This window comes from Aeromonas sp. QDB25 (genome assembly GCF_027707725.1).
In the GTDB taxonomy this organism is placed as follows: domain Bacteria; phylum Pseudomonadota; class Gammaproteobacteria; order Enterobacterales; family Aeromonadaceae; genus Aeromonas; species Aeromonas caviae.
Map to the genome: position 1 here is coordinate 23,163 of NZ_JAPCIZ010000041.1, position 16,432 is coordinate 39,594.

General features: G+C 64.0%; 15 protein-coding genes and 1 pseudogene. 7 read left to right on the forward strand and 9 right to left on the reverse strand.

Annotated features, from left to right (window positions below; translation table 11 throughout):
• Positions 1 to 32: 32 nt before the first annotated feature.
• Both birA and murB read right to left on the reverse strand, forming a co-directional pair.
• Positions 33 to 998, reverse strand: coding sequence for a bifunctional biotin--[acetyl-CoA-carboxylase] ligase/biotin operon repressor BirA (birA, locus tag PG883_RS14590; RefSeq protein WP_223924497.1), 966 nt, complete (start codon positions 996 to 998; stop codon positions 33 to 35).
• Positions 995 to 2,032: a UDP-N-acetylmuramate dehydrogenase gene (gene murB / locus PG883_RS14595; RefSeq protein ID WP_223924496.1), complete on the reverse strand. Its 1,038-nt coding sequence runs from the start codon at positions 2,030 to 2,032 to the stop codon at positions 995 to 997. Before murB ends, birA begins: the two co-directional genes overlap by 4 nt.
• 125 nt (positions 2,033 to 2,157) lie before the next feature.
• On the opposite strand from murB, the gene PG883_RS14600 reads away from it, so the two are divergent.
• Both PG883_RS14600 and PG883_RS14605 read left to right on the forward strand, forming a co-directional pair.
• On the forward strand, positions 2,158 to 2,811 hold the full coding sequence (locus PG883_RS14600; RefSeq protein ID WP_041211920.1) for a potassium channel family protein: 654 nt from the start codon (positions 2,158 to 2,160) through the stop codon (positions 2,809 to 2,811).
• Entirely contained in the window at positions 2,808 to 4,163 is a 1,356-nt protein-coding gene (locus tag PG883_RS14605) for a TrkH family potassium uptake protein (RefSeq protein WP_200164636.1), read from the forward strand. Before PG883_RS14600 ends, PG883_RS14605 begins: the two co-directional genes overlap by 4 nt.
• 72 nt (positions 4,164 to 4,235) lie before the next feature.
• Here the strand turns inward: PG883_RS14605 and PG883_RS14610 are convergent, their stop codons facing one another.
• On the reverse strand, positions 4,236 to 6,245 hold the full coding sequence (locus PG883_RS14610) for a DNA topoisomerase III (RefSeq protein WP_200164635.1): 2,010 nt from the start codon (positions 6,243 to 6,245) through the stop codon (positions 4,236 to 4,238).
• A 298-nt stretch (positions 6,246 to 6,543) separates the two neighbouring features.
• On the opposite strand from PG883_RS14610, the gene PG883_RS14615 reads away from it, so the two are divergent.
• The gene (locus PG883_RS14615) at positions 6,544 to 7,674 is read left to right on the forward strand and encodes a NapC/NirT family cytochrome c (RefSeq protein ID WP_200164634.1); all 1,131 of its coding nucleotides are present in this window, start codon (positions 6,544 to 6,546) and stop codon (positions 7,672 to 7,674) included.
• Between the two features lie 22 nt (positions 7,675 to 7,696).
• Positions 7,697 to 10,177 (forward strand): trimethylamine-N-oxide reductase TorA, encoded by a 2,481-nt coding sequence (gene torA / locus PG883_RS14620; RefSeq protein WP_270807345.1) that lies wholly within the window; start codon positions 7,697 to 7,699, stop codon positions 10,175 to 10,177.
• 148 nt (positions 10,178 to 10,325) lie between these two features.
• On the opposite strand, the gene PG883_RS14625 is transcribed toward torA, so the two are convergent.
• The 4 genes from PG883_RS14625 to PG883_RS14640 all read right to left on the reverse strand — a co-directional run bounded on the left by PG883_RS14625 (position 10,326) and on the right by PG883_RS14640 (position 13,345).
• Positions 10,326 to 10,787, reverse strand: a complete 462-nt coding sequence (locus tag PG883_RS14625; protein WP_010675970.1) for a hypothetical protein — start codon at positions 10,785 to 10,787, stop codon at positions 10,326 to 10,328.
• 102 nt (positions 10,788 to 10,889) lie between these two features.
• Positions 10,890 to 12,236, reverse strand: a complete 1,347-nt coding sequence (locus PG883_RS14630) for a sensor histidine kinase (protein ID WP_010675971.1) — start codon at positions 12,234 to 12,236, stop codon at positions 10,890 to 10,892.
• Between the two features lie 31 nt (positions 12,237 to 12,267).
• A complete protein-coding gene (locus tag PG883_RS14635; RefSeq protein WP_270807346.1) occupies positions 12,268 to 12,924 on the reverse strand; it encodes a response regulator transcription factor in 657 nt (218 codons plus the stop codon).
• Between the two features lie 88 nt (positions 12,925 to 13,012).
• The gene (locus tag PG883_RS14640) at positions 13,013 to 13,345 is read right to left on the reverse strand and encodes a PepSY domain-containing protein (RefSeq protein WP_041211926.1); all 333 of its coding nucleotides are present in this window, start codon (positions 13,343 to 13,345) and stop codon (positions 13,013 to 13,015) included.
• Positions 13,346 to 13,408: 63 nt separating this feature from the next.
• Between PG883_RS14640 and PG883_RS14645 the strand changes: the two genes are divergently transcribed.
• Positions 13,409 to 13,657 (forward strand): PepSY domain-containing protein, encoded by a 249-nt coding sequence (locus tag PG883_RS14645; protein WP_045522788.1) that lies wholly within the window; start codon positions 13,409 to 13,411, stop codon positions 13,655 to 13,657.
• A gap of 10 nt (positions 13,658 to 13,667) precedes the next feature.
• On the opposite strand, the gene PG883_RS14650 is transcribed toward PG883_RS14645, so the two are convergent.
• Complete coding sequence (locus tag PG883_RS14650) at positions 13,668 to 14,321, reverse strand: protein-methionine-sulfoxide reductase heme-binding subunit MsrQ (RefSeq protein WP_201927098.1); 654 nt, start codon at positions 14,319 to 14,321, stop codon at positions 13,668 to 13,670.
• Positions 14,322 to 14,412: 91 nt separating this feature from the next.
• Entirely contained in the window at positions 14,413 to 15,423 is a 1,011-nt protein-coding gene (msrP, locus tag PG883_RS14655; RefSeq protein ID WP_270807347.1) for a protein-methionine-sulfoxide reductase catalytic subunit MsrP, read from the reverse strand.
• Positions 15,424 to 15,794: 371 nt separating this feature from the next.
• On the opposite strand from msrP, the gene PG883_RS14660 reads away from it, so the two are divergent.
• The gene (locus tag PG883_RS14660; protein WP_043153924.1) at positions 15,795 to 16,268 is read left to right on the forward strand and encodes a DUF1097 domain-containing protein; all 474 of its coding nucleotides are present in this window, start codon (positions 15,795 to 15,797) and stop codon (positions 16,266 to 16,268) included.
• A 54-nt stretch (positions 16,269 to 16,322) separates the two neighbouring features.
• Positions 16,323 to 16,432: pseudogene (locus tag PG883_RS23870) on the forward strand (GNAT family N-acetyltransferase); the annotation flags it as partial.

Here is a 16,432-nt window from a genome sequence, read left to right on the forward strand (position 1 = left end):
CTCTTCCATTCAGTCGTCATGAGCGTATGGGTTCAGTCCCCCCGCCGCAGGGAGAGTTCCCCTCCCAGATAGAGCTTGAGCCCCTCTTCCGTCTCCAGACGCAGGGCTCCGCGTTCGTCGATCCCCCGGGCAATCCCGCGGATCACCTGCTCTCCCATCAGCAGCTTCACCGGCTGGCCGGCGAAGTGGTCGAGCCGGTTCCAGCTCTCGACAAAACTCGCCAGTCCCGTCTGTTCGAAGGTCTGCATGGCCTGCTGCAGGTGCAGCAGCACGCAGGCGGCCAGCTCGTTGCGATCCACCAGCTCGGGCTGGATATGGCGCAGCTCGGACCAGGCCTGATCGATCTTCTCTCCCTCCCGACTCGGCATCGCCAGATTGAGGCCGACCCCGATCACCAGATGGCAGCTGGCACCCGCACTGCCGCTCATCTCCACCAGGATGCCCGCCAGCTTGCGGCCCTGGTAATAGAGGTCGTTCGGCCACTTGAGCACCACCCCGGGATAACCGAGTGACTCCAGCGCCTCTACCACCGCCACGCCGACCGCGAGACTCAGTCCCATGGCGGCCGCCATGCCCTGCTCAAGCCGCCAGTACATGCTCAGGATCAGCTGGCAACCGAAGGGAGAAACCCAGGGTTTGCCACGACGTCCCCGCCCGGCGGTCTGGCACTCGGCCAGACAGCTTTCCCCGGAGCTCAGGGTATTGACCCGCTCCAGCAGGTACTGGTTGGTGGAATCGATGACAGGGAAGCAGTGCACCGGCGCCATCGGTGCCTCTGCCTGCAGCCGCCCCTCGTCATAGAGGGCCATGGGCACCGCCAGCCGATAGCCCTTGCCGGTCAGGCTGAAGAGATCAAGCCCCAGCTCCTTGAGCGCGGCCATGTGCTTGCTCACCGCCGCCCGGCTGATGCCAAGGCGCTCGCCCAGCTGCTCGCCGGAATGAAACTGACCATCGCTGAGCAGGGTGATCAGAGTCTGTCTGACGGGGGTCAGGGTCATGCCAGCACCTCGTCGAGCCAGGTTTCACCGCTGCGCCCAATGAAGCGCACCTCGTGTTCCAGCACCACACCGAACTGGTGCTCCACGCTGTCGCGGACATGGGCCGCCAGCGCGATGAGCTCCATGGCGCTGGCGCCCCCCAGATTGACCAGCACCAGCGCCTGCTCCTGATGGACGGCGGCACGACCGATGGCAAACCCCTTGAGACCGCACTGATCGATGAGCCAGCCAGCCGCCAGCTTGGCCTGCCCTTCTGCCGCGGGGTAGCAGGGCATCTGCGGGTATTGCTGTTTCAGGGTCTCGGCCAGGGCAGCGGGCACCACAGGGTTTTTGAAGAAACTGCCCGCGTTGCCCAGCACCGCCGGATCAGGCAGCTTGGCCATGCGGGTGGCACAGACTGTGTCGAAAATGGCCTGTGGCGAAGAGGCATCCCCCAGCGCCGCCAGCGGGCCATAACCGGCGACCGGGCGCCATGCCTTGGGCAGGCGCAGACCGACGGCGGTGATGAAGTGGGAGTCCTGATAGTCGTGCTTGAAGATGCTGTCACGGTAACCGAACCGGCAGTCGGCCGCCGCGATGCGCTCAACCTCGCCACTCTGCCAGTTGAACGCCTCCACGTAGGCACAGACGCTGGCCAGCTCGACCCCGTAGGCACCGATGTTCTGTACCGGGGCCGCCCCGACTGTCCCGGGAATGAGTGCCAGGTTCTCCAGCCCGTGCCAGCCCTGTTGCAGGGCGTGGCATACCAGCTCGTGCCAGTTTTCACCTGCCGCCACGTGTAGCCGCCAGTGCTCGGACTCCTCGTGCAGCATGATCCCTTTCAGGCCGTTGTGGACCACCAGACCGGCAAAGTCATCGCAGAACAGGATGTTGCTTCCTCCTCCCAGCACCAGGCGCGGCAAGGTGGCCAACTCCGGGTTGGTCCGCAGTTGCGCGAGATCATCCGGCCGGGTCACATCGGCCAGCCAGAGGCAGTGTGCGTCCAGGCCCAGAGTATTGAGGGTCGACAGGGAGGCGTGGGGGGTGAGTTTCATCTGTGTGTTCCGACAAGGACAAGGGCGCAGTTTACCCCAGATCCCCCGGGACAAAAAACCCGGACACTTTTCGGACTCAGGGCTCTGGAGTAGAGTAACCCCTTCATCCCGCTGAGGAAGCATGCATGAACAATCAATTCGCCGTCATCGGCCTGGGCCTGTTTGGCAGCGCCTTGTGCGAAGAGTTGCAGCGCCAGAATGCCGAGGTACTGGCCATCGACATCGACGAGAGCAAGACCCGCCAGATAGCCACCCTCTGCAACCACGTGATCGTGGCCGATGCCACCGACGAGGCTACGGTCGCCGAACTGGGCCTGGCGAATTTCGACATCGTCTTTGTCGCCATCGGCGACAACCTGGAGACCAGCATCCTGACCACGCTGGTGCTGAAAGAGGCGGGCGTGAAGAAGGTCTGGGTCAAGGCACGCGACAAGTTCCACGCCAAGATCCTGCAGAAGGTGGGCGCGGACAAGGTGATCAACCCGGAGTGGGACATGGGCCGCCGGGTAGCCCAGAGCATGCTGGACAACCGGCTGTTCGACTACCTGGAGCTGGGTCACGACATGGTGCTGACCGAGTTCGTGATCGGCCTGCAGCAAAACACCCGCACCCTGGCAGATTTGCACCTGCTGCAGCAAAGCGATTTCCAGCTGCTGGCCATCAAGCGTGGCGAGGTGCTCCACAACGTCCTGACCGGCAAGATGGAGCTGCAACTCGGTGACATCCTGATCCTGGCCGGCAACAAGCACGCCATCGATCACTGGCTCGACACCCTATGATCAACTGGCGCAGCAACTACGCCTTCACCCTGCACCGGGAAGACAACTCCCGCTGGAGCGAGGCCAAGCTCATCCTGGGCAGTTTCCTCATCATCCTGCTGGTCGGCACCCTGTTTCTGGTCCAGCCCTCCAGCCACAAGGGTGAGGTCACCGTCATCAACGCCCTGTTCACCGCCACGTCGGCCATCAGCGTGACCGGCCTCGGGGTGGTGGATACCGGCACCGCCTTCACCCTGCAGGGGCAGATCATCCTGTTGATATTGATGGAGATTGGCGGTCTCGGCCAGATGACCATGACACTGCTGCTCATCGCCATGTTCAGCAAGCGGGTCGGGCTGCGCCAGCAGGTGCTGGCCAAGGAGGCACTGGGCCAGGAGGGATCCGTCAACATCGTCCAGCTGGTGAAGCGCATCGTCCTGTTCGCCCTGATTGCCCAGCTGATCGGCACCGCCATCATGGCCATTCGCTGGGTGCCCGACATGGGCTGGAGCCACGGCCTCTACGTCAGCTTCTTCCACGCGGTGTCGGCCTTCAACAACGCCGGCTTCTCGCTGTTTGCCAACAACCTCATGGACTACCGGGATGACCCCATCATCAGCCTGACCATACCGGCCCTGCTGATCCTGGGGGGGGTAGGCTTCACCGTCATCGTCGACCTGGTGCGCAACCGCCGCTGGCGCAAGCTGAAACTGCACAGCAAGCTGATGCTGCTGATGACCCCTGCCCTGCTGCTGCTGGGGACCCTGATGTTCTGGCTGCTGGAGCACAACAACCCGGGCACCCTGGGCAACGCCTCCTTCGGGAGCCAGTGGCTGGCCGCCTTCTTCCAGTCGGCCACCGCGCGCACGGCGGGCTTCAACACGGTGGATATCGGCCAGATGGTACCGGCCTCCCTGCTGTTCATGATGATGCTGATGTTCATCGGTGCCGGGGCGACCTCGACTGGGGGCGGTATCAAGGTCACCACCTTTGCCGTCGTCCTGCTGGCGACCCGGGCGTTTCTGACCAAGCGACCCCATGTCACCGCCTTCGGCCGCACCCTGTCACCCCAGATAGTGACCCGCTCCCTGGCCATCATCATCGTCAGTACCATGGTGCTGATGCTGGCGATGTTCCTGCTGATGCTCACGGAGTCGCAACCCTTCGACAAGATCATGTTCGAGACCATCTCGGCCTTTGCCACCGTGGGTCTGTCCACCGGCATCACCGCCTCACTGAGCGAGCCGGGCAAGCTGATCCTGGTGCTGGTGATGATCTGTGGCCGTCTGGGGCCCCTCACCCTGGCCATCATGCTGGCCCGTCCGGTGGAGACCCGCATCCGTTATCCGGAAGAGAGCGTCTACACGGGGTAAGCCATCCCATCCATACAAAGAGGGGCCTCCGGCCCCTCTTTCTTTTCTATGTGATCACGGCGCGCGCCAGCCTCAGGCCGCCTTGCCCCTGGTCGTCCCCTTGCCAGTGCTCTTTCCAGGGCTCTTCCCCGCACGAGCACTCTTGCCCGTGCTCGTGCGGGGGCGTGCGGCGGTGGACGCAGTCCGCTTGCGGCGGGCAAAGCGGTGCTTGCTGTCACCGGGCGTCGCCTTGGGCAGCGCGCTGAAGCTGGCGCCGGAATCCTGCCGCGCCCCCTCGATCAGGCCGTTAAGCTGCTCGGTGAGCGGCCCCATGAACTGCTGGTAGCTGCCGTGACGTTCGGCGATCTGCCCCAGACTCTGCTCCCACAGTGCCGTCATGTCCGGTGTAGTGGCGGTCGCGGGCAGCGCCTGGACCAGGGCTCGCCCGGTCGGGGTGGCCTTGATGCTCTTGCCCTGGCGCACCAGGAAGCGGCGCTTGAACAGCAGATCGATGATCCCGGCCCGGGTCGCCTCGGTGCCCAGACCGTCGGTCTCCCGCAGGGTCTTGCGGATCTCGGGATCCTGCACATAACGGGCGATGCCGGTCATGGCGGCCAGCAGGGTGGCATCGGTAAACGGCTTGGGGGGCTGGGTCATCTTCTCCAGCAGTTCCCCCCGCTCGCACAGCAGTTCCTCCCCCTCTTTCAGGGCAGGCAGGGTTCCCGCCTCCTCCTCGTCATCCTCTTCCACTCCGAGCAGCGCCTTCCAGCCCGCCTTGAGGATGCGGCGCGCCTTGGCCTGGAACAGCCCTCCGGCGATGCGCAGCAACACCTTGCTGTCGTTGTACTCGAACGGCGAGTAGAACTGCAGCAGATACTGGCGGGCAATCAGGCCGTACAGCTTCGCCTCGTCGGCCCCCAGGCTCGCCTCCTTCCCCCTCTTCTCGGTGGGAATGATGGCGTGGTGGGCATCCACCTTGCTGTCGTTCCACGCCTTGCTGCGGATCCTTCCATCCGCTTCGGCGACCGCCCTGGCCAGCGCAGGGGCCGTGCTGGCGATGGCCTCCCGCACCTGGCCGGCCCGGTTGAAGTGCTCGCTCGGCAGATGGCGGCTGTCGGATCTGGGATAGGTGATGAGCTTGTGCCGCTCGTAGAGGCTCTGGCAGATATCCAGCACCCGCTTGGCATCCATGCCAAAGCGCTTGGCCGCGTCGATCTGCAGGCTGGAGAGGTTGTAGGGGAGCGGCGCCGCCTGCTTGCGCGCCTGCTCCTCCACCGCCTCCACCCGGGCGGGTTGCCTCTGGATCCGCTCCACCACCTTGGCGGCCAGCGCCCGGTTGAGCACCCGTCCCTCCTCATCCTGCCAGGGCAGGCAGGCCTCCGATGGCAGCCACCTGGCGGTGAAGCGTTCGTTGCCCTGGGTCAGCAGATGGGCCATCACCTCGTAGAACGGCTTGGGAACGAAGGCCTCGATCTCGAGATCCCGGCGCACCACCAGACCGAGTAAGGGGGTCTGTACCCGGCCCACCGATAGCAGTTCGCTGCAACCCCCCTTGCGGCCAAGCAGGGTATAGGCCCGGGTCATGTTGATGCCATAGAGCCAGTCGGCACGGCTACGGGCCAGCGCCGACACCGCCAGCGGCACGAACTCCTTGTTGTCCCTGAGCTTGTCGAGGGCGCGGCGCACAGCGGGGGGATTGAGATCGCTGATGAGGCAGCGCTGAACCGGTTTGGTCTTGGGATAGCCGAGAAAGTCGATCACCTCGTCCACCAGCAGTTGCCCTTCCCTGTCCGGGTCACCGGCGTTGACCACGCAGTCCGCCTGCTTGATGAGCCCCTTGATGACGGCCAGCTGGGCCTTGGTCTTGGGTTTGGCCACCAGCTGCCACTGGGTCGGGACAATGGGAAGGGATTCCATGCGCCACTGCTTGTAGGCGGCATCGTAGGCATCGGGCTCGGCCTGCTCCAGCAGGTGACCGATGCACCAGGTCACCACGTCTCCCTGCGCCGTCTCGATGAAACCATCCCCCTTCTTGTGCGGTTTGGGGAGGACATCGGCGATGGCGCGGCCAAGGCTGGGTTTCTCGGCGATAAAGAGTCGCATGATGGATACACCTGAATACTGTATATGTGAACAGTATACAATCCTCTCACCGCAAACCCCAAGCCCCGGGGTGGCGTACTGCCTCCTCGCCCCGGCTTGGGCATCGCTCTCACCACAGCACATCCCGCTCCCGCTGGATGGGAAAAGTGAGATTTAAATTCAAAAAATCATGACAAAACAAATAACAAAACCAAAAATCAATTATATGTCGAAATTAAAACCATGACCGAGGTCAACCCTTAGAATCCTGGGACTACTACTATATTGGTAATACCCGAATTCGAAGGACACCGTCACCATGCTTGGAAAACTGTTGAGAAAGACCTGGTTCTGGCTTCTGCTGCTCGGGGCCCTGCTGGGGGTCGCTGCACTGGGCGTCACCGTCACCGTGCTGCACAAGACCAGCTCCACCGAGTTCTGCGTCTCCTGCCACTCCATGCAGACCCCCCTCGCCGAATATCAGGGCAGTGTCCACTTCCAGAACGTGAAGGGGATCCGCGCCGAGTGCGCCGACTGCCACATCCCCAGTGAACCCGCCGCCTATCTCTGGACCAAGATCCGCGCCGTGAAAGACATCTATCACGAGGCGATCGGCACCCTCGACACCCCGGAAAAATACGAGGCCCACAAGCTGCGCATGGCCCAGACCGTGTGGGATCAGCTCAAGGCCAATGACTCCGCCACCTGTCGCAGCTGCCACAGCTACGCCGCCATGGACATCCTGGCCCAGCGCCCCAATGCCCGCGCCGAGCACCCGGTCGCCATCAAGGAGGGTCAGACCTGCATCGACTGTCACCGCGGCGTTGCCCACATCATGCCGGACATGAGCGGCCTGGCCGCCGCCGGTGCCAGCGAACTGGCCGCCGCCGCGGCCCAGACCCCGGTAACCGTCACCACCCGCTATGCCATCGCCACCACCCCGCTCTATCTGGATGCTGGCGCCAAGACTGACGAAGGCACCCTGATGCCCTCCACCCAGGTGGAAGTGCTGGCCAACGACAACGGCCGCACCCAGGTGCGCATCGACGGCTGGCAGCAGGACGGTGTGAGCGAGGTGTTCTACACCGCCCCCGGCAAACGGATCCTGAGCGTGCTGGTCGGCGAAGCCGCCAGAAAAGCCCTCGTGACCGGCAAGAGCGAAACCGACAGCGCCACCAACCTCACCTGGCATCAGGTCAGCCTGACCGCCTGGGTCGACCAGAGCCAGCTCATCGGCGACCAGGGCAAGCTGTGGCAATACGCCTCCACCCTGATGTCCAACAACTGCACCGGCTGTCACGGCCTCACCGCGCTGGATCACTTCAACGCCAACCAGTGGATCGGCGTCATCAAGGGGATGGAGTCCCGTACCTCCCTCACCCCGGAGCAGGCTCGCATGTTGACCCAATACGTGCAGAAACACGCCAGCGACATGAGCGCGGCCCATTAAGGCAGGAACAGAGGACTCTCCCATGACTTTTTTCAATGACCAACAGACCAACCTCTCCCGCCGTACTCTGCTCAAGGGGCTGGGGGCCTGTGCCGCCCTGCCCCTGCTGGCTGGTCTCTTCCCGAAAAGCGCCCTGGCCAAGGCCGTCAGCACGGCCCTTGAGCAGTTCCCCACCCTGGTGCCCGCCCAGAAAGGCATCCTGACCGGCGCCCACTGGGGGGCCTTCGAGGCCATCGTCTCCGAGGGCCGCATGGTGCGGGTCCAGCCGGTGGCCGACGATCCGGCACCGAATGACCTCATCGACATGGCGCCGTTCCAGGTCCACGCCAAGAACCGCATCAAGTACCCCATGGTGCGCAAAAGCTGGTTGGAGCACGGCCCGGGCGCCAGACCGGAGCTGCGCGGTGCCGACGAGTGGGTACGGGTGAGCTGGGAAAAGGCCATCGACCTGGTGGCCGGCGAGATCCAGTGCGTCCAGTCTGATTTCGGCCCCCAGGCGATCCACGCCGGTTCCTACGGCTGGAAGAGCGTGGGCATGTTCCACAACAGCCGCACCCTGCTGCACCGCCTGATGAACCTGGCCGGGGGTTTCACCGGCTATGCCGGGGACTACTCCACCGGCGCGGCCCAGGTGATCATGTCCCACGTGATGGGCTCCATCGAGGTGTACGAGCAGCAGACCGCCTGGCCCAACGTGGTGGAACACGCCGAACTGGTGGTGCTCTGGGGGGTCAACGCCCAGGTGACCCTGAAGAACAGCTGGAACATGCCGGATCACGAGGGGCAGGCCGGCTTCAAGGCGCTGAAAGAGAAAGGCACCCGGGTCATCAGCATCGACCCCGTCTACAACGAGACCGCCAAGCTGGTCGGCGCCGAGTGGATTGCCCTGAACGCCTACACCGACGTGGCCATGATGCTGGGGGTGGCCCACACCCTCTACAGCGAGAAGAAGCACGATCAGGCCTTCCTCGATCGCTACACTGTCGGCTTCGACACCTTCCTCGCCTATCTGCTCGGCAAAGAGGACGGCCAGCCCAAGAGCGCCGAGTGGGCGAGCAGCGTCTGCGGCGTCGATGCCAAGGTGATCCGCCAGCTGGCCCTCGACATGGCCGCCAAGCGCACCATGATCATGGCGGGCTGGGGCATGCAGCGTCAGCACCACGGTGAACAGCCCAACTGGATGCTGGTCACTCTGGCCGCCATGCTGGGCCAGATCGGCCTGCCGGGGGGCGGCTACGGCTTCAGTTACCACTACTCCTCCGGTGGCAGCCCCACCGCCAAGGGCGGCATTCTGGCGGGCATCTCCGCTGGCAATGCGCCGAAGAACAGCCCGGCCCCGATCCCGGTGGCCCGCATCGCCGACTGCCTTGCCAACCCGGGCAAGACCATCGACTTCAACGGCCGCAAGGTGACCTATCCGGACATCAAGCTGGTCTACGTGGCGGGGGGCAACCCCTTCCACCACCATCAGGACACCAACAACCTGCTGCAGGCGTGGCGCAAGCCGCAGACCGTGATCGTGCACGAGCCCTACTGGACGGCGACTGCCAAGCACGCCGACATCGTGCTGCCGGCCACCACCAGCTATGAGCGCAACGACCTGGAGATGGGGGGCGACTACTCCCAGCGCTACGTCTTCCCCATGCACCAGTGCGTCCGCCCCCAGTTTGAAGCCCGCAACGACTTCGACATCTTCAGCGCCATCGCCGCCAAGCTGGGCGTGCAGGAGCAGTACACCGAAGGGAAGGACGAGATGCTGTGGCTCAAACAGATGTACGACGGCATGGCGGCCCAGGCCCGTGGCGCCCGGGTGGCACTGCCGCCGTTCAACATGTTCTGGGAGTCCAACAACTACATCCGCTTCCCGATCCCGGAAGCCAACCGCCAGTGGATCCGTCACGCCGATTTTCGCGAAAACCCGCTGCTCAACCCGCTCGGTACCCCGTCCGGCAAGATCGAGATCTTCTCCAACACGGTGGCGGGGATGGGTTATGCCGACTGCACCGGTCATCCCAAGTGGTATGAGCCCAAGGAGTGGGTGAAGAGCGAGGTGGCGGCGCGCTATCCGCTGTCGCTCAACACCTCCCACCCGACCCAGCGGCTGCACTCCCAGCTCGACAACACCCCGCTGCGGGACAAGTTCGCCATCGCCGACCGCGAAGCGATCATGATCCATCCCGCCGACGCCAAGGCCCGTGGCATCCAGGATGGCGATCTGGTGCGGGCCTTCAACGAGCGCGGCCAGATCCTGGTGGGGGCCCTGATATCCGCCGATATCCGGCCCGGGGTAGTGCGGGTGTGTGAAGGGGCCTGGTATGACCCGGCCAAGCCGGGCGAAGCGGGCAGCATCTGCAAGAACGGCAACGTCAACTGCCTCACCTTCGACGAGGGCTCGTCCAGTCTGGCCCAGGGCAACTGCGGCCACATGGCCCAATTGCAGATAGAGAAGTATATCGGGCCAGTGCTCGCCAACACGGCGCACGAGGTACCGGCCAACGGCTGAGTAGAGGACTGAGCAACAAAAACGGCGCCATCAAGGCGCCGTTTTCTTATCGCAGTTTGTGGTGTGGCTCAGAATCACAAGTCACCCTCAACCATATACTCTTCCGCATACTCCACCCGCCTTGCAGCCAGAGCGCGGACAAGGTGGCTCAGAAGTCTCCTTCCACCATGTACTCTTCGGCACACTCCACCAGCTGGGGCCAGAGATCTTCCGGCACCCAGGCCTCGGGGTCATCCTCGTCACCGTCATACTGGCTCCAGAAGAAGGCTCGCAGCCCGCTTGCGAAGTCGTCGCTCAACTCCGCCAGTTCGGAGAGGGGCCCCAGCCAGGCAATGCGGCGCAGGCCGGAGGCGAGATCGTTGATGGCATCCATCAGGGTGCGATCATCCAGGCTCTGCTCCACCAGCAGGGTGAAGCGCTCGCGGGCGCTCTCGGTCTGATCCTCGTCCAGCTCACCCACGTCGGCCAGCAGGTCGACAAAGTCCTCCAGCAGGAACTGGATCAGGGCATCCCTGTCCTCGAACCACTGGATCTGAGCCCCCTTGGTGCCCAGCACCGAGGCATCGAACGAATCATCGAGATGGCACAAAGCCCAAGGATCGTCAGTCATTGCTACCCTTCCTACACCTGAAACAAGAGACGTATCTTATGCCGGGTGCCGCACCCTTGCCAGCACGGCGGCACAAAAGGGGCCCCCCGACGGGGCCCCTCGTCACTCGACCCTGGCCACCTTGGGCAGGGAGAGGGAAGCGGCGAGCCCCCCCAGCTCGGCCCGCCCCATGATAAGGCTGCCGCGATAGGCTTCCGCGAGATCCGAGACGATGTTGAGGCCAAGGCCCGAGCCCGGCACCTTCTCGTCGAGGCGCACCCCCCGCAGCACCGCCTTGGCGATCTGATCCTCGCTCATGCCGGGACCGTCGTCCTCGATGCGCAGGGTGATCCAGCCCCCCAGCTCGGCGCTGGAGATGCGCAGCTCGCTGGCGGACCACTTGAAGGCGTTCTCCAGCAGGTTGCCCACCATCTCGTCGAAGTCCTGCTCCTCCACCCCGACCGCCAGATTGACCGGCACCTGCAAGTCCACCGTCTTGCCGGGATAGAGGCGGGAGAAGGCGCGGCAGATGTACTCCACCCGGGCCCGCACCGGGGTCGACACCCCGAGGATCTTGGCGGCGCCGGTCACCCGCGCCTTGCCGAGGTGGTAGTCGATGTGGCGCTGGATCTGGTCGAGCTGCTCGCCGAGGGCGGCCTGATCCTCCGGCGGCAACTGGGTCACCTGGTTGCGCATGATGCTGAGCGGCGTCTTGAGGGCGTGGGCCAGGTTGCCGGTGTGGGAACGGGCTCGTTGCAGCAGCTCGCCATAGTGGTGCAGCAGGCGGTTGATGTCCTCCACCAGCGGCTGGATCTCCAGGGGGTAGCGCAGCCGGAACCCCTCCTGATGACCCTGATGGACGCGGCTCAGCTCGCGGCGCAGCAGGTGCAGCGGGCGCAGGCCGTAGAGGATCTGGAACATGAAGCCGAGCACCAGGCCGGTGGCGGCGAAGCCGAGGCCGAGGAACAGGCTGATACGGGTCTTCTTCAGGGTCTGGGTCAGGGCGCTGCTGTCCTTGGCCATCACCAGGGTGAAGACCCGATCAGACCCCGGCAGCAGCACGGTACGGGTCATGATGAGCAGGGGCTCCTTGTTGGGCCCCTTGCCGACGAAGAGATCCGGATCGCCGAAGGCCGACTTCAGGCCGTGGGCGCTCAGATGGGCATCCCACAGGGAGCGGGAGCGGCTGACCACCGTCTCCCCCAGCTCCAGCTGCCAGTAGTAGCCGGAGTAGGGCTGGCGATAACGGGGGTCGGCCATGGGCTCGGTGACCACCGGCATGCCGTCCGGCTGGATCTCGAGGCGGGAGAGCAGATCGTAGAGCTGCAGGCGCAGGCCATCGGCCTCCGCCTCCTGCCAGTAGTTGCGCATCATGGTCTGCAGGCTGAAGCCGGTGGCGAACAGGAAGAGACCGCACCAGACCATGGCGATCACCACCAGCCGACCTCGCAGGGTGCGTACCAGCCTCATTCAACCCACCCCGCCATCGGTTGCGAGGGTGTCATTCGTTGATCCGGTAGCCGAGGCCGCGCACCGTCTCGATGAGATCGGCGTGGGTCTTCTTGCGAATGCGGCCGATGAACACCTCCACGGTGTTGGAGTCGCGATCGAAATCCTGGGCATAGATGTGGTCGATCAGCTCGCTGCGGGACACCACCTTGCCCCTGTGCTGCATCAGGTAGCCCAGCACCCGGAACTCGTGGGCGGTGAGCTTGATGGGGGTTCCTTCGTACCACACCTGGGACGCCGCCATGTCGAGACGCACGCCACCGATCTCGAGGATGGAGCTGGCGTTCCCCGCCGCCCGGCGCACCAGCGCCTGCACCCTCGCCACCAGCTCCGCCACCTGGAAGGGCTTGGTGAGGTAGTCGTCCGCCCCAGCGTTGAGCCCTTCAATCTTCTCGTGCAACTGGCCACGGGCGGTCAGCACCAGCACCGGGGTGTCCATCCCCTTGTTGCGCCACTCCTTCAGTACGCTCAGGCCGTCGCGACCGGGCAGGCCGAGATCCAGGATGATGGCGTCATAGGGTTCGGTCTCGCCGAGAAAGCCCGCCTCGTTGCCATCGTGGCAGAGATCGGTGACGAAACCGGACAGACGCAGCTGTTCCGCCAGCTGGCCCGCGAGGATCTTTTCATCTTCAACTATCAGAATGCGCATACATGGGTATCCAAAACAGGGTTGTGCCGGCACCGGCAACGGTTGGGGGGGACGAACCGGACGGCGGTAGGTTCGCGGACTCACGCCGTTACTCCTCTTCCGGGGGCGGGCGCGGAGCGAACAGGCGTTCCAGATGGTGACCCTTGAGCCACACCATCTCCAGGTTGTCAGCCCGGTAGCCCACCTTGATGACGCTGTTCTCCTCGTCGATGAGCCTGAGCTCGTAGAGCCAGACGCCATCCTCCTCACCCAGATCGACCCGCAGCACCCGCACCGGCAGGCGGGAGGCCACCGCCATCAACTCATGAAAAGGACGGACCCGCCCCTCGCTGACCGCCTGTTGCAGCAAGGCCTCGTTCGGCTGGGCCGCCTGAACCAGCATCGGCAGCAGCAATCCAAGCAGGGGCAGCGCGCTATTCATGGGTGATTCATCTCTCAAAACCTAACATAATGCCGTTTATAGTGTGCCAGCCATGAATCCGGAATGAATATGATCCCACGCAGTATCCTGCTGATCTTGTGCCTCTTTTCCACCTTTGGCTGGGCGGCGCAGACACGTCTCGACATGGCCGGACTGGTCAAGTTGTTGCTGGCACAAGGGTATCACGACATTCGGGAAGTGGAGCTGGAAGGGGACAAATTCGAGGTCGATACCCTGAATGCCGACGCTCAGCGCGTCCAGTTGCAGGTCGATGCCAACACCGGCGAGATCACCAAAAAAGAGGCCGAATAGGCCTCTTTTGCTATGGGCGTGACGGCTGTTGCGCCGCCCCCCTCCCGGCTACTTGCGCTCGCCTGCGCCAGGGGCGCAGCAGCTTTTCCCGACGGGGCCACAGCAGGGCGCAGGCCAGCACCAGATAGATGAGGGGCTCCTGCCACCCGCTCTTGACCGACCACCAGTAGTGTATCGGCACCAGCAGAGCCACCCCGTAGATCCAGTTGTGCAGCTTCTGCCAGGCAGGCCCCATGCGACGCAACAGGGCCGGGATCGAGGTGATGCCGAGCGCCAGCAACAACAGCAGCGCCACCATGCCCACCACTATGTAGCTGCGCTTCACCAGCTCGCCGCCAATCAGTCCCCAGTCGAACTGCAGATCCAGCCCCAGCCAGACCATGAAGTGCAGGGACGCCCAGGCGGCGCACCAGAGCCCGAGGGGGCGGCGCAACTTGATGAGCTGCCCCTGGCGCCAGCGCTTGGCGAGCGGCGACACCAGCAGGGTCAGCAACAGCAGGTGAAGGGCCCCCTTGCCAAGGTAATGGGTCAGCCCCTGGACCGGATCCCCCCCCAGCAGCCCGGCTGGCACGGCATAGCCCAGCCAGAGCAGAAAACCGAGCGAACCAAGGTGCACCAGCGCCCGCAAGCCGTTGATATGGGCTGTTTTCAGTCTCGGCGTCATATTGCAGTTCCCGTCATGTTTTTCCCGCTTCTCATCCCCTCTCCCACCTGGGGAAAAGGCGGCAAGAGATCAGTCGGACAGCGCGTCAGTCTCAATACCATCTACGCAGATCCATCCCCTGATAGAGGGACGCTACCTCGTCGCCGTAGCCATTGAACATCAGGGTCGGCTGGCGCTTGGCCCCGAAGATGCCCCCCTCGCCGATGAAACGCTCGCTCGCCTGGCTCCAGCGCGGGTGATCCACGCTCGGGTTGACGTTGGCGTAGAAGCCATATTCGTTGGGGGCCAGCAGGTTCCAGGTGGTGGGGGGCATCTCCTCCACCAGGCGGATGGAGACGATGCTCTTGATGCTCTTGAAGCCGTATTTCCAGGGCACCACCAGCCGGATGGGTGCCCCGTTCTGGGCGGGCAGGGTCTTGCCATAGAGCCCCATGGCGAGGAAGGAGAGGGGGTGCATGGCCTCGTCGAGGCGCAAGCCCTCCACATAGGGATAATCGATGCCGCCCCCCAGGGCACGGGAGGCCTGCCCCGGCAACTGTTCCGGATCATAGAGCGTCTCGAAGGCCACGAACTTGGCGCGACTGGTGGGCTCGGCACGGCGGATCAGATCCGCCAGCGCAATGCCGCTCCAGGGCAGCACCATGGACCAGGCCTCCACGCAGCGCAGCCGATAGATGCGCTCCTCCAGCGTGCTCTTGTTGATGAGATCCCACACATCCAGGGTGAAGGGTTTGGCCACCTCCCCTTCCACCTTCAGGGTCCAGGGCTCGGGCTTGAGGTAATGGCCGTTGCGGGCCGGATCCCCCTTGTCGGTCCCCAGCTCGTAGAAATTGTTGTGGGTGGTGGCCTTCTCCTCCGGGGTGAGGATCAATCCCTCTGGCCGGGTCGCGGCACGGATGTCGAGGGGTCTGGTGGGGGCCACGGGGGCCGGCTTGTCCGATGCGAAGAGATCCAGCAGGCTGGCCTTCACCGGAAACGCCAGGGTGGCGGCACCGACGCCCAGGCCCAGCCCTTTCAGGATGCGGCGACGATCCTGATAGACGGTTTCCGGCGTGACATCCTGTTCGGTGGGGTGATGAGAAGTACGGCGCTTGATCAACATGAAAAAACTCCCGGGACGATGAGGTTGACAACCATAAGACCCGCCCCGGCCGAGTTTTATTTCACACAGAATTACATGAGTTGGTAAAGGGGCAGTGCCTTGGCCATGGTACCGGCCAGGAAGAGCACTACGAACACCAGCAGAGGAACGATCACGTTTGGCACCATCAGACTCACTCCATGAGCAGGACAGGGCCTCTAACTATGGAACAAGGTCTGCGGCGCCTCCAATGAATTTTTTTCGCGAGCGCAAGCGTATTCCAGAGTTGCAAAGAGTGACCGGGATCACACACAATCCGGCCCCAGCTTGCTGCCGCTCTACCGCGGAGTAGGCTGCCTCCTTTTCCGGATTCAACCACTGAGAGTCACGCCATGAGCCCACTGTTCGCCATCGCCATCACGACCGGGATCCTCTCCGCCGTCTGGGGTGGACTGGCCGCCGCACTCGGTCTCATCTCCTGGGTCGGCTTCCTCGGCTGCACCAGCTACTTCGCCTCGAGTGGCGGTTACAAGGCGCTGTTGCAGACCCTGCTGTGCAACACCACCGGCATGCTGTGGGCACTCCTGCTGATCCACGGGGAGACCTGGTGGGGGGCCGGCATGGCGGGATATCTGATGACAGGGGTGGTGGCCACCCTGATGTGCGTGCAGGCCAGGCAGCAGTGGCTCGCCTACATTCCCGGCACCTTCGCCGGTTGCTGTGCCACCTTCGGCGCCGCAGGCGAGTGGCGGCTCATTCTGCCCTCCCTCATCATCGGCGCCCTGTTTGGCTATCTGATGAAGGCGAGCGGCCTCTGGCTCTCCCAGAAGACTCTCTCTACCAGCGGTGTCAGCGACCCGGCCTGAGGCCGATTCTGTCGGAAACCAGAGGGGGGGGGGGGGGGGGGGGGGGGGGGGGCCTTTCTCACCGCCCGCATCGACCTCAACGAGAGTGTCCCCTTTCTCAGCAAGCTGCCCGTCTGCCGCATCACGACCGTGGTGGTGGATGAGGGGCAGCGCTCCCGGGGCAT

Coding starts and splice junctions, on each gene's coding strand:
- torA (WP_270807345.1), top strand. CDS start 7,697: ATGACTTTTTTCAATGACCAACAGACCAACCTCTCCCGCCGTACTCTG.
- PG883_RS14650 (WP_201927098.1), bottom strand. CDS start 14,321: ATGACGCCGAGACTGAAAACAGCCCATATCAACGGCTTGCGGGCGCTG.
- PG883_RS14605 (WP_200164636.1), top strand. CDS start 2,808: ATGATCAACTGGCGCAGCAACTACGCCTTCACCCTGCACCGGGAAGAC.
- PG883_RS14645 (WP_045522788.1), top strand. CDS start 13,409: ATGAATATGATCCCACGCAGTATCCTGCTGATCTTGTGCCTCTTTTCC.
- PG883_RS14640 (WP_041211926.1), bottom strand. CDS start 13,345: ATGAATAGCGCGCTGCCCCTGCTTGGATTGCTGCTGCCGATGCTGGTT.
- PG883_RS14635 (WP_270807346.1), bottom strand. CDS start 12,924: ATGCGCATTCTGATAGTTGAAGATGAAAAGATCCTCGCGGGCCAGCTG.
- PG883_RS14625 (WP_010675970.1), bottom strand. CDS start 10,787: ATGACTGACGATCCTTGGGCTTTGTGCCATCTCGATGATTCGTTCGAT.
- PG883_RS14615 (WP_200164634.1), top strand. CDS start 6,544: ATGCTTGGAAAACTGTTGAGAAAGACCTGGTTCTGGCTTCTGCTGCTC.
- PG883_RS14630 (WP_010675971.1), bottom strand. CDS start 12,236: ATGAGGCTGGTACGCACCCTGCGAGGTCGGCTGGTGGTGATCGCCATG.
- birA (WP_223924497.1), bottom strand. CDS start 998: ATGACCCTGACCCCCGTCAGACAGACTCTGATCACCCTGCTCAGCGAT.
- PG883_RS14600 (WP_041211920.1), top strand. CDS start 2,158: ATGAACAATCAATTCGCCGTCATCGGCCTGGGCCTGTTTGGCAGCGCC.
- PG883_RS14610 (WP_200164635.1), bottom strand. CDS start 6,245: ATGCGACTCTTTATCGCCGAGAAACCCAGCCTTGGCCGCGCCATCGCC.
- murB (WP_223924496.1), bottom strand. CDS start 2,032: ATGAAACTCACCCCCCACGCCTCCCTGTCGACCCTCAATACTCTGGGC.
- msrP (WP_270807347.1), bottom strand. CDS start 15,423: ATGTTGATCAAGCGCCGTACTTCTCATCACCCCACCGAACAGGATGTC.
- PG883_RS14660 (WP_043153924.1), top strand. CDS start 15,795: ATGAGCCCACTGTTCGCCATCGCCATCACGACCGGGATCCTCTCCGCC.